This window comes from Paenibacillus sp. FSL H7-0714 (assembly GCF_038003765.1).
Lineage (GTDB): Bacteria > Bacillota > Bacilli > Paenibacillales > Paenibacillaceae > Paenibacillus_AQ.
The window spans coordinates 7,003,050-7,015,767 of sequence record NZ_JBBOPT010000001.1 but is presented as its reverse complement, the minus strand read 5'-3'; the positions used below and the strand labels follow the sequence as shown (position 1 = coordinate 7,015,767).

Annotated in this window: 8 protein-coding genes; 4 read left to right on the top strand and 4 right to left on the bottom strand. The window is 44.1% G+C overall.

Features of this window, described 5'->3' with window-relative positions; genetic code table 11:
• Positions 1-78 precede the first annotated feature (78 nt).
• From NST34_RS31565 to NST34_RS31555, 3 genes are read right to left on the bottom strand one after another with little or no spacing between them, the layout of a single operon-like run.
• Complete coding sequence (locus NST34_RS31565) at positions 79-984, bottom strand: DUF5643 domain-containing protein (RefSeq protein ID WP_076285021.1); 906 nt, start codon at positions 982-984, stop codon at positions 79-81.
• A gap of 20 nt (positions 985-1,004) precedes the next feature.
• Positions 1,005-2,162, bottom strand: coding sequence for a DUF4179 domain-containing protein (locus tag NST34_RS31560; protein WP_076285020.1), 1,158 nt, complete (start codon positions 2,160-2,162; stop codon positions 1,005-1,007).
• Positions 2,155-2,697 carry a sigma-70 family RNA polymerase sigma factor gene (locus NST34_RS31555; protein ID WP_231573368.1) on the bottom strand — a complete coding sequence of 181 codons (543 nt, stop codon included), beginning with the start codon at positions 2,695-2,697 and terminating at the stop codon, positions 2,155-2,157. Before NST34_RS31555 ends, NST34_RS31560 begins: the two co-directional genes overlap by 8 nt.
• 352 nt (positions 2,698-3,049) lie before the next feature.
• Between NST34_RS31555 and NST34_RS31550 the strand changes: the two genes are divergently transcribed.
• Together NST34_RS31550 and helD are read left to right on the top strand one after the other, a co-directional pair.
• Positions 3,050-7,108, top strand: a complete 4,059-nt coding sequence (locus tag NST34_RS31550) for a glycosyl hydrolase 53 family protein (RefSeq protein ID WP_341129623.1) — start codon at positions 3,050-3,052, stop codon at positions 7,106-7,108.
• A gap of 308 nt (positions 7,109-7,416) precedes the next feature.
• The gene (helD, locus tag NST34_RS31545; RefSeq protein WP_341129622.1) at positions 7,417-9,840 is read left to right on the top strand and encodes an RNA polymerase recycling motor HelD; all 2,424 of its coding nucleotides are present in this window, start codon (positions 7,417-7,419) and stop codon (positions 9,838-9,840) included.
• Here the strand turns inward: helD and NST34_RS31540 are convergent.
• Positions 9,804-10,286, bottom strand: coding sequence for a VOC family protein (locus NST34_RS31540; RefSeq protein WP_076298072.1), 483 nt, complete (start codon positions 10,284-10,286; stop codon positions 9,804-9,806). The genes helD and NST34_RS31540 overlap by 37 nt on opposite strands.
• 158 nt (positions 10,287-10,444) lie before the next feature.
• Between NST34_RS31540 and NST34_RS31535 the strand changes: the two genes are divergently transcribed.
• Together NST34_RS31535 and NST34_RS31530 are read left to right on the top strand one after the other, a co-directional pair.
• Positions 10,445-10,879 (top strand): Lrp/AsnC family transcriptional regulator, encoded by a 435-nt coding sequence (locus NST34_RS31535; RefSeq protein ID WP_076285015.1) that lies wholly within the window; start codon positions 10,445-10,447, stop codon positions 10,877-10,879.
• A 100-nt stretch (positions 10,880-10,979) separates the two neighbouring features.
• Positions 10,980-12,716 (top strand): sensor histidine kinase, encoded by a 1,737-nt coding sequence (locus NST34_RS31530; RefSeq protein ID WP_149645521.1) that lies wholly within the window; start codon positions 10,980-10,982, stop codon positions 12,714-12,716.
• The last annotated feature ends 2 nt before the right edge of the window (positions 12,717-12,718 follow it).

Here is a 12,718-nt window from a genome sequence, read left to right as displayed (position 1 = left end):
AAAAGGGGATTACCTCAGGCCTCACGGCCAACAGGTAATCCCCTTTTCCTCATACATATGGATCTGTTGCAGCGTTTATTATTTCAGAGGAATTTTGATCTCTAGTTGCTTGTTGTAATTTTTAACTACATTACCTTTGGCATCTACTTTATAAGCCCCTGCAGTGCCTTTTTCAAACACCGCTTGATAAGGTCTGATAATGAGATATTCTGCGGCCGGGCGAAGCGCCTCGAACAATAAATCTTCAGAAACAGTATTATGGGTTGTTGCAACAGATTCCCGTGCAATATATTCTAATTCGTTTCCCAGATTATCATAAATATCATATCCTAAAGCCTGTGCTTGGGTAGCAACCCCTTTAACTGCTAAAGCAATGCGCACAGAAGTCTCTCCCACAGCAACACGATTAGTTTTGATTTCAAATTGGTTGTCTTTCTTTAAAGCTGGTAGCTGAATGTTACGCGCTACTCCTGCTTGCTTAAGAGAAAACTTTAGTACATACGGATCTTCGATTCCGTTAAGCTTCACATGGATGCTCAATTCAGAGGAAGCCAGGCTTGCCTTTTGCTGCTCAGTTAGCCATCCGGTCTGCAATACAACAACCGCCTTGTTGGCGTCACCATCACTGATCCAGCGTGGTGATTTAAAATCAATTCCACCTGAATTAGTGAGCTTGGCGTCTACTGCCATAATGGTTCCTTCTGCAAGGTAAGGCTCACCTTTATCGTTCAAGGTTACACCTGCGAGCATTCCTGAGAACAGGGATCCCTCACGGCTCAGATCGATCTTAATATAATTACCGTCAAACTGTGCACTGCCCTTTAAAGTAAGCTGATCGTGTGAATCGGCGACTTTTGTTGTATTCAGGGAAGCTTCAGCGGCGGTTTGAACACTGGCTGCTTGGGTTAAAGCCGGCATTCCCAACGCTCCAAGGCATACAGCAGCACTTAAAATTACAGACAATTTCGTTGTCATTTTCTTCATGATATCATTCTCCTTAGTGTTTATTTAACTAGCACGTTTATTTCCAGACCATCGATATAATGCTTCACAGGATTTCCGGAGCTGTCTGTTTTGAATGCGCCACTCTTACTTTTTGGATCCTCGAACTCATAAAGATAGCCACGGATTGTGAGCATATTGGGATGTTTCTCGAACGGCTCTACAAGCAGATTCAGATCCTGTGATCTATTGGATGAAAGGAGTGCTTTTTGCGATATATTTTCCAATACCAGTCCCTGTTCATCCGTCACTTCAAAGCCCAATGTATTAAAATCTGCGTAATCCCCGTCAGTCTCTTGTTCAATGTTGAGTAACAGGCGCGTGGTTAATGGGCTATATTCCAGCTTTTGCAGCGTCAGACTCCATCCCTCTGCTTGTGCGCGCATATCAGGTACGACAATACTATTTTCTGTAACCTTACGTGCAGGAATCTCCAGAATGTATGGTGTATCTATACCGTTTAAAAGAAGGGTTACAGTCAGTTCAAATTGATCAGGGAAAGGCTTGGTGATCCCCAAATTCGAAGAATCCACCAGTTGAAAAATAGCTGTACTCTGCTCCTTGCCTTCCATCCAGGTTAGAAAAGGAACAGCTTCCCAATGACCATCTGAGAATTCCTCCATTGAAACCCCATCGATCAAAACTTCTGCGGACATTATTGAACCTTTGCCTAGAAAAGGCTTCCCATCCGCTCCAATCGTCACGCCGGTGAGCTTCCCGTCCAGCCCTTCTCCCTCGCGCTTCACTGAGAATGCCAATCGGTTGCCATCAAATACAGCCTCTTCGGCAGACAAGGTGATTCCATCATGCGTATCACTACTATTCGGTCGGGTAATCAGACCCAGACGCTGAGCAGCTTGCAATCCTATATCATCTGCCCGTTCAAAAATTCCGCCTATCCATGGAAGCTGCTTGAGTGCATTGGCCAACGTTGGCGGATAGACGGCCGTTAGCATAACACTTAGCACTATCGCTGCAGATACAGCAGCTGCGATTTTTGGATATATCCGTTTTTTCTTTTCCTTTTCCACAGGATCCTGGACAATTGTGGCGAGTGATGCATAAATCGAATCCTGCCGCGACCGCAGTAAAGGTGGAAGCTCCTGTATATTAGCCTTTCCTAGCTCCCTGATCTGCTTTTCTAAATTGTTATTATTCATTAGCAAGACCCTCCTCCCGCACAGGATGTATCTGTTTGGACAACAATCTCCGTGCGCGATGAAGTCGTGCCCTGACCGCTCCTTCGGAGATGTCGAGCACATCTGCAATCTGCTTAATGGATAAATCGTCATAATAAAAAAGCACGATAGCAAGCCGCAGGGATTCGTCCAACTGATTAATGAAGCTTTGCAGGTCTACGTTGCCTGAATCTTCAAAATGCACATAGGAATCGACCGGTTCTTCGGGAATTTCCGCCACAGCTATAGTTCGCTCTCGCATACGAAGTAACTGATTGCATTCATTAATCAGGATGCGTATAACCCAGGTTTTAAAAAACTTAGGCTGTTTAAGGTTGGCCAACCCTTTATACACCTTCAGTGTCGTCTCCTGAAGAGCATCCGCGCAATCTTCATCTTTTAGCAGAATGGTTTTGGCTAATCTGTACAACTGGGATTCCAGTTGCCTGAAAAGACGGGTAAACGCCTCGTGGTCGCCTTTCTGCGCTTTTTTGATATCCAGTTCGTTTTCCAGCAAATGATTTTTCCTCCTTGAGGGCCCTCTGTATGATTAGATGGAGAAGGCATACAAAAAGTTATATTTGGATAAAAAAATCTGAAATCTATTTAATATCATCTATTCCAGAATAATGGAAAACGAAGATTAAAGCCTATAAAGCTTGCTTAAGCATACAAAATGTTATCTTTTCATCCGTTACTAAATATTTTAACTATTGGTATATTGATTTGTAAGTGCTTACATAACTTGGGACGCACACATATGCATCTGAAAATTTAGAATGGAAGGTGATCAGAACGTGAGAGTTAATCAAAAGGGTATCTCTGCATTTTTAGCAGTGTTGTTGCTGCTAAGTTCATTCTCATTCAACATGAGGAGTGCTTTGGCTGCAGATTCGAACAGTTCTTTAATAGTAAATGGCGGTTTCGAGGACAATTTCTGGGATGATGGATCATGGAGTGTCGATACGGCAGATTGGAATCATGTAGAAATTAAGCATTTTGCATATGCCGATGATACTTGGCTAAATCCAGATGAAGGAGCTCATGCTTTCAAATATTGGATTAACAAAGTCGCTACTGGAAACCAGACCATCTCGCTTAAGCAGACTATAACGAACCTCCCTGCGGGAAGTTATGAGCTCTCAGTCAAGTCGATGGGCGGTACTGACAATGAGACGGGGAATGTTGAATTGTTTGCGGGTGACGAGAAGGCATCCGCTGTTGCTACCACTGGCTATAATGCTTGGGGAACGCTCACCCTGAAATTTATCTTGAAGCAGGATACCCCGAGTCTTGAGGTTGGTGCGAACATAAGCGGCGCTCCAAGCGCATATGGATTTCTGGACAGCTTTGAGTTGAAACAGTTGAGTACGGATACGACCCAGCCGGTGCCGGCGGATATTTTTGTAAAGAAGGTGGAAGGACTCCAGCCTGATTTTATTAAGGGCGTGGATATCTCCAGTATTATTTCTTTAGAGAATAGCGGAGTCGAGTTTTACAATGAAAACGGAGAAGTGCAGGATATTTTTACAACCGTACATGAAGCGGGGGTTAATTACGTTCGGGTACGGATATGGAATGATCCTTTTGATACAGCTGGAAAAGGTTATGGTGGTGGCAATAATGATCTGGCCACCGCGATTGAAATTGGGAAAAGGGCGACCGCAAACGGCATGAAGTTGCTAGTGGATTTTCATTATTCTGACTTTTGGGCCGATCCGGCCAAGCAGCATACGCCTAAGGCATGGGCAAATTTGAGTTTTGAAGATAAGAAGACAGCGCTTTACGAATATACCAAAGTAAGTCTGCAAGCTCTGCTTGATGCAGGTATTGATATTGGTATGGTTCAAGTAGGCAATGAAACGAATGGACAATTCGTTGGTGAATCTAATTGGACGAAGATGAGCCAATTGTTTAATGAGGGAAGCAAAGCCATTCGGGAGATCAATCCTGATATTCTGGTTGCTCTGCATTTTACAAATCCGGAGTCAGCAAGCAGATATGCCACTATAGCGAAGAATTTGCAAGATAACAATGTGGACTATGATGTGTTTGCAAGTTCTTATTATCCATTCTGGCATGGTACATTAAGCAATTTGACATCCGTGTTGAAGCAAGTAGCTGATACTTATGGTAAAAAAGTAATGGTAGCCGAAACCTCTTACGCGTATACCGCAGAAGACGGGGATGGACACGGAAATACAGCGCCGCAAAGCTCAGGTCAAACTTTAAACTACCCTATCAGCGTTCAAGGTCAGGCTAACTCAGTTAGAGACGTGATCGAAGCGGTTGCGAATGTGGGTAAAGCGGGAATTGGCGTGTTTTATTGGGAGCCTGCTTGGCTTCCGGTAGGTCCGAAAGACAATCTGGAGCAGAATAAGTTGATTTGGGAACAGTATGGTTCCGGTTGGGCATCCAGCTACGCGAAGGAATATGACCCTGATGATGCAGGGGAATGGTATGGCGGAAGTGCCGTTGATAACCAGGCTTTGTTTGATTTTAACGGACATCCGCTTGCCTCGCTGAATGTGTTCAAATATGTGAATACAGGCGCAGTGGCCCCTATTGCTGTAGATGAAATTAAGGATGTTTCGATAACGGCGATTGCTGGGGAGCCAATCCATCTGCCAACAGACGTAAGTGTTACTTACAATGATGGAAGTTCCGGCAAGATGTCAGTGGTTTGGGATCAACTTGCGCTTGAGCAAGCCATTAGCAAGGGCGCGGGCAGCTATGTGATCGGTGGAACGGTGGAAGGCGGTCAGGTGGTAAAGGCTCTTCTAGTTATTAAAAAAGAGAACTTTATCGTCAACGCAGGCTTTGAAAATAGCGATAGAAGCATGTGGAAAATCACCTATGCTGACGTTAATGCTCCACATACAGACTACCAAAATAAAGTTACAGATGCCAAAACAGGCAACTATTCACTACATTTCTACTCTGCGAAAGCAGTGGATTTTAGAGTAGAGCAGACTATTTCTGGTCTGAAGCCGGGATATTATAATCTTTCGATGTTTATTCAAGGGGGAGATGCTGCCAACCCCAATATGAATCTGTTTGCTGTAACGGATGGTAAGGAAGTAAAAGTAAACACCGGTGTGAAAGGATGGGCACAGTGGAATAATCCTGAGATCCAGGATATTCTCGTTACCGATGGAACCCTTACAATCGGAGCTAATATCAAAGCAGACGGCGGCGCATGGGGATCGATTGATGATTTCTATCTAAGCTTTGTCAAAGGTATTGAGGAACCTGCTATTGTTGATACGGATGCAGAAGTACAAAATATCACTTCTATGACAGCTACGGTTGGAGGAAATATCACTTCGGACGGTGGCGCTAAGGTTACAGAGCGAGGAATCGTATATTCTACTAGTGCCAATCCGACAATTGAGGATGGTAAAGTTATAGCTGAATCAGGTGGAACAGGTGCCTTTTCAGTAAGTCTTGCAGGACTTCAATCTGGATCTATCTATCATGTACGTGCCTATGCAGTGAATGCAACCGGAGTAAGCTATGGACAAGAGATTACGTTTACAACATTAAGTTCTAGTGCAAGCTTGAATAGCTTGAATTTGAGCGGCATAACATTGGATCAAACAGTGAGCGGAAGTGTATACGACTATACAGCGAGTGTACCGTATTCTTTATCTAACTTCACAGTGACGGCAACGGCCAGCGATGCTGTTTATGGTACCTTGACAGTGAGTATGTACAATAGTGCCAATACACTTGTGGCCGGTCCGATAAGTTTGGCAAGTGGGGCAACAAGCATAGAGCTTCCCCTTGAAGTAGGTAGTAACCGATTGGAGTTATTCGTAATTGCCCAAGATGGCACAGGTACGAGATACACAGCAACAATAACGAGAGCTGCGCAAGATAACGGTTCTGATGGTAATGGAAACGGTGGTAATGATGGTGGTAGTACCTCTAATGTCGTACTTCCGGTTATCTCCTCCAATGGGAAACTGACGCTTCCTGCAGGTCAAGCGGGTGAAGTCAGATTGGATAATGGGCTTGTGATTTCAATTCCAGCTAATGCTTCAGGCAAGCAGTTGGTATTAACGATTGAGAAAGTGCTTGATTCGCAGAATCTTCTCAGCAATCATGAGATTTTCGTAAGCCCGATCTATGAAGTTCTAAAAAATTTCGCGGAGAACTTTAGTAAACCAGTCGCGCTAACCTTTGTGTTCGATTCAGGACAAGTGAAGAGCGGCCAAACTGTAGCGATCTTTTATTATGATGAAGTGAAGAAGAGCTGGGTGAAAGTTAATGACGGCAAAATAGATGGAAATCGCATTGCTGCAGATGTGGATCACTTTACGAAGTTTGCTGTACTCGTAGTGGATCAAGCGACTGGATTACCGGTAACCAATGTATCTACTGAACCGACGACAGAGGTTCAATTTAGCGATATCTCGGGACATTGGGCACAGGCTAATATTAAGAAAGCGGTGAGCGAAGGGATCGTCAAGGGTTATGCCGACGGAACGTTCAAACCGAATGGTGCGGTGACACGCGCTGAATTTGCGGTGATGCTGATGAATGCGCTGAAGCCAACTGGAAACGGTGTGGAATTGGGCTTCACAGATACAATCCCTGCTTGGGCTGAGAAGTCCATTGCACAAGCCTTAGAGGCGAAGATTATACGCGGCTATGAGGATGTTACCTTCCGTCCGGCAGCGAGCATAACACGTTCGGAGCTAGCAGTTATGATCGCTAGAGCAGCAGGGGTAGATTTAACAACGGCGGCATCAACAGGCTTTGCTGATGATAGCCAAATTCCTGCATGGGCAAAGGATGCGGTTGCAGCCGTGAAGAAATCAGGCATTGTGAGCGGACGTAACGGCAATGTATTTGCACCAAATGAGACCGCAACAAGAGCAGAGGCAGTAACCATCATTATGAATCTGCTGCAAACTAAATAGTAAACCTACTGTAGTAAGAAAAAAGACCGTCCTTAGGACGGTCTTTTTGTCTATTCTCTATGTGCGCCCAAGCTTGGCATTCAAAAAAAGAAGAACCAGCAGAGTCTGCTGGTTCTTCTTACTTATATAAATAATTTGCATGCAAAGAAAGATCGTGATATTATAAAATAATCACTGTTGATTTCACGAATTTACACATAAGTGTAACATCTTATCTACACTATTATAATACCATGTGGATTAACAGTTTGTCAAATTTTAATTTTTGCTTCTTTATAACAAGAATGAAAAGGAGCGTGTTCGTGAAGATGGTAAACGTAATGGATTGGCAGCAAGAACAAGATCGGCTTGATTTGGTTACGGAAAAGCTGCAATCAAGAATCGCAGAACTAGAACCAGAAGTGACTGGGCTACGTGATCAAGTGGTGGACATTCGCAAGCGGTTTTGGGAAGAAGTCACGGTCAATACGAGCACAGACGAAGATTTCGAAGAGACCTTCTACAGTATAAAGCAGCAAGAAGCATTGTTGTCCGAGCGGGAGCGCAGTCACCGGCAGCGGGTGCAGCGTTTTAAGAATATGAAACGGCTACTGCCGTCTCCCTATTTTGGGCGAATGGATTTTCAAGAAGATGGTTTGGGCTTGAGTGAGAAAATTTATATCGGAGTGGCTTCTTTCGTTGATGCAGACGGTGTGGACTTTCTGGTGTATGACTGGCGAACGCCTATTGCAAGCATGTACTATGATCATTCCCCAGGGCCATCTACTTACGAAACGCCGGGAGGACAGATTACAGGTGAGATGATGCTGAAGCGGCAATATCAGATCCGTTACGGTCAGCTCCAGAACGTGTTCGATACGAGCTTAACGATCGGGGACGAATTGCTTCAGCAGGTGCTTGGCAAAGGCGCAGATTCACAAATGAAGAGCATTGTGGCGACCATCCAGAAGGAACAGAACGCCATCATCCGCAATGACAAAAGCCGTATGCTTATTGTGCAAGGAGCGGCTGGCAGCGGAAAAACGTCCGCAGCGCTGCAACGGGTAGCGTATTTATTATACAAACACCGCGATAGGCTCAAGGCAGATCAGATCGTTCTTTTTTCGCCAAATCCGATGTTTAACAGTTATGTATCGACGGTGCTCCCTGAGCTCGGCGAAGAGAATATGCAGCAAACGACCTTTCAGGAGTATCTTGCCTATTGGCTCGGATCCACGATGAATTTGGAGGACCCCTTCGAGCAGATTGAATATGTACTGACATCACAATCCTCACAGGGGTATGAGGCACGGTTAACGGGGATGCAATATAAGGCTTCTGAGGCTTTCCTGCATGCTCTTCAAAGCTACGCGTTATGGTTAGGCAAAGAAGGTATGCTGTTCCACAGTATCCGTTTCCGGGACCGCGAGTTGATTACTGCGCAGCAAATGAAATCGCAATTTTACAGCTACGACAGCTCTATACGATTGGCTAATCGCGTTGCTTTACTACGTGAATGGCTGCTGCGTGAGCTGACTAAGCTAGAGCGTCAGGAAATGGAAGCGCCCTGGGTTCAAGATGAAGTCGATTACCTCGACAACGATCAATATGCCGAAGCTTACAGTGAGGTGCTTAAGAAGTACCGGCGAGAGGAAGCAGTCTTCGATTTTACAGAGCAGTATCTTGAAATCTATGGTGATTTTCGTACTCAGAAGGACGGGGAAGAGAATGTCTTTGACTTTAGTTCGCAGGAAGATGAGTTGCTGCGTCGTATGATCGTGAAGGAGCATTTCAAACCGATAAGACGGGATGCCAAACGGTTGAAATTCATAGATACGATTGGATTATACGAGCAGTTATTTAGGGATGAAGCCACTTATCAGAAAATGACGGGTGAGACCGAAGTACCTGATCAATGGCCAGAAATCTGTATGCAAACGAAGGAAAAGTTGAGCCTTATCGAACTGTTTTATGAAGATGAGACCCCATTCTTGTATTTAAAAGAGCTTATCGAGGGTTCTCGTACGAATACAATGGTGCGGCATTTATTTATTGATGAAGGACAGGATTATTCGCCGTTCCAATTCGCGTTCCTCAAGCAATTGTTTCCCCGCGCCAGCATGACAGTACTCGGCGATTTCAGTCAAGCGATTTTCCCGCAAGCGACGAATCTGCAAGAGGTGGATTCTCCTTTGATCCGGCTTTATGGTGAAGAGGAAACGAACCTATTTCGTTTAATCCGAAGCTATCGTTCGACTCGCGAGATTGTGGAGTTTACGAAGGCGCTGCTAACTAATGAAGAGATCGTGCCTTTTGATAGGGGCGGCAAGAAGCCGCACCTATTGAAGGCTAGCAATGAGGTGGAGCGGGCGGTGCGGATAAAAGAGGATCTTGCGGCGCTTATGGCCGAAGGTCTCGACTCCATCGCCGTTATTACTAAGACTGCTGCGGAAAGCCGCGAAGCCTATGAAGCACTGCTTGCACAGGGGGGCGAGAATCTAAGGCTTATTACGAAGGAGACGCTCACCTTTGAGAAGGGAACGCTAATTATTCCTGCGTATCTTGCTAAGGGCGTAGAATTCGACGCCGTGCTAATTTACGATGCTTCTACGCAGACTTATCATCGGGAGAGCGAACGTAAACTCTTTTATACAGCTTGTACGCGCGCGATGCATCGACTTCTGCTGTACACGACAGGCGATTGGTCGGGCTTTATTCAAGCCTTGGATGCATCTTTATATGAAGTAGTGTAATTAGACATATCAAAATCAACCTCTTCAAGAAATTCGATAACTTCCCCATTGGGGCTGTGAACGATCGCGTTCTTGATCAGAAGAGGCGGTTCACCAAGAGAAATAGAATCTGGTGCTATAAAAGCCTTTGCTCCATGAGCAAGGGCTTTTTGGTACATTTCATCGACATTATCGACGTAGAAGGCGAAATGTAAGAGTGCTCCGTGAGCTATATCCTCTTCAGACAAGGCTTTTTTCCCTTGGGCGGCAATGACTGCATCGTTATCAAAAATCTCTATGCAAGTTCTTTGATCAGGTGAAATAAGCATCGAAGCTTCTTTGATTTGAAAGGAGGGCAGACTCCAATGATGACCTAACTTAAATCCTAAGACGTCAATGTAAAATGAAATTGTTGCTTTATAATCTTTGGCTTGAATCGCTATATGTGCAAGACCTTTTACGCTCATTATTAATCACTCCTATATCTAATGTACTATTTATTATAGTTGGATTAAAATAGGAGATACATATATAAGATAAGTGTTTTATCCTGACATGGTTATTGAATATAAGGTATTTTAGTTGAATGGGTTTATTTATTAAAAAGAGCTAGGAGGCGCTTGATATGGAACATCTTATGGATGATATTGATAAAAAGATTATGCAATTATTGCAGTACAATGCTCGAATGCCCATTTCACAAATCAGCAAAGAGGTTTCGATGTCACAACCATCCGTTAAAGAAAGAATCATTAAGTTGGAGGAAAGGAACATCATATCGGGGTATCATACAGCTTTTAATTTGCGGGATCTGAACCGGGGTACGACTACTTTTATTCTAATCAAAACAGAACATTGCCAAGAGCTCACCGATTTTTGCAACGATGCTATGGAAGTTACCGATTTGTTCCGCATTAGTGGAGAATATAATTATCTCATTAAGGTACAGACCTCAACGATTGAGGCGCTTGCTGAATTTCAAGATCACCTTATAAAGTTCGGACCTTCCAAATCGCATATCAGCTTGAAAAATATTTTGGAGAACAGAGTGCTACTCTAAAGCGAAGTTTCCAAATACAAGATATAGTAACCGCTTTCTTTTCATTGTAAAATGGGTCAAAATAGCAGTCGTATGGATACGTATATAAGGGAGCATGCGCATGGAGAGGAAACTGTCTAGTAAAAAGTATATTCCATTCACATACAAGATGATGATTCCGTATCTCATTCTTGTATTGCTGACAGATGTGCTGGTTGGCTATATAGCCTATACAATGCTCGTAGAGTCCAGGACTGAAATGGCCGAAACGAATGTCCGGACCGCATTAAAGCAGACGAGGAACAACATCGAATACCAGACAGATGAAATCAAACGTATGACCAACTCGCTGTTTCTAAATACGAATTTTCAGAATGCCCTTCAGTTCAGGGGAGATCCTTTGGAAAATATGCTCAAAATGAGAGATGATATCGTTCCTTATATGAAGGCCCCTCTGCAACTGTATGGGAACAAGCTGAGACTTGCGCTTTTTACGGTCAATGAGACGATGCTTGAAATTACTGGTGATGATATGTCGACACCTATCGGTCGAAGTGATTATTATGTTCTTTCTGATCAGGTGATTGAGAATACGGAGTGGTTTAAGTCGATTGTTGCGAATAATCAAGACAGTTTGTGGCTTCAAGCGGATACCGACCGTGAGCTAGGTAATATTTCATATTTCCGTAAGCTCGTTTCTTCCAAGGCAGCACCTGCGATTATCGGATATATTCGCGTTACGGCGAGGATTGATGAGCTATTTGGTAATTTTGATACTTTTCCGATTGAACAGGGGATTGAACTTCGTCTGTTGGATAGGGCTACAGGAATGACTTTGTATGAACAAGGTGTTGCTGCTGAAGATACGAAACAAGATGATTATTTAATTATTAGTGAAGATATTCCGGTATCAAGCTATGTCATTGAGGCGCGCGTACCTCACTCTTATTTGAACAAAGATGCTAGTAGAATGCGGAAGGTGATTAGTACCGTTTGTTCCATCAGTTTTTTGGTGATGGCTATTATCGGTTTTCTAGTTGCACGTATATCTGGCAAGAAGATCAAGCGGATTGTGTATTTGGTTCGATCGTTTCAGGAGGGTAATTTTTATAAAAGAATCGGATTTCCAGGGAACGATGAATTTGTCTATATCGCTAATAGCTTCAACCAAATGGCGACCAGCATTCAGGAACTCATCCGGAACGTCTATGTGCAGGGCATTCAGAAAAAGCAAGCGGAGCTGGATGTGCTTCAAGCCCAGATCAGTCCGCATTTCTTGTACAATACGCTGTCGACCATCGGCAGTTTGGCCAATTTGGGGGAAGTGGAGAAGGTTACGCAGATGGTACAAGGTCTCTCCAAATTTTATCGACTCACACTAAACGATGGGCATGTATATATCTCCCTTGAAAATGAGCTGGAGCAGGTGAGGATGTATCTGGAAATTCAGAGAGTGAAGTATGCGGACGCCTTTGAGGTTTATTATGATGTCGATCCGGAAATTTTACAGGTGCCTATTATTAAGCTGATTTTACAGCCGTTTGTGGAGAATATATTCAAGCATGCCTGGTTCGGGGAGACTATTGCGATTCGTATTACTGGAAAGCGGCTGGGTGACCGCATCGAACTCAAGGTCATTGATAACGGGATCGGCATGCGGCCGGAGACTCTTCAAAACATGCGATCAAGTGCATATCAACCAGGCAGCTACGGTCTGAGAAACGTGGAAGAACGAATTAAACTGCGATACGGGAGCGATTTCGGCATTCAAATCGGTAGCTATTTTGGAGCGGGAACGACAGTTCAAATTATTTTACCGGTGGAAAATGCAGAAATCAGGGAAGTGATGGGGGAGTGAGG

What these genes read in the sequence shown, in the direction of transcription:
- NST34_RS31565 (WP_076285021.1), bottom strand. Translation starts at nt 984, where the DNA reads ATGAAGAAAATGACAACGAAATTGTCTGTAATTTTAAGTGCTGCTGTA.
- NST34_RS31560 (WP_076285020.1), bottom strand. Translation starts at nt 2,162, where the DNA reads ATGAATAATAACAATTTAGAAAAGCAGATCAGGGAGCTAGGAAAGGCT.
- NST34_RS31550 (WP_341129623.1), top strand. Translation starts at nt 3,050, where the DNA reads ATGAGGAGTGCTTTGGCTGCAGATTCGAACAGTTCTTTAATAGTAAAT.
- helD (WP_341129622.1), top strand. Translation starts at nt 7,417, where the DNA reads ATGGTAAACGTAATGGATTGGCAGCAAGAACAAGATCGGCTTGATTTG.
- NST34_RS31540 (WP_076298072.1), bottom strand. Translation starts at nt 10,286, where the DNA reads ATGAGCGTAAAAGGTCTTGCACATATAGCGATTCAAGCCAAAGATTAT.
- NST34_RS31535 (WP_076285015.1), top strand. Translation starts at nt 10,445, where the DNA reads ATGGAACATCTTATGGATGATATTGATAAAAAGATTATGCAATTATTG.
- NST34_RS31530 (WP_149645521.1), top strand. Translation starts at nt 10,980, where the DNA reads ATGGAGAGGAAACTGTCTAGTAAAAAGTATATTCCATTCACATACAAG.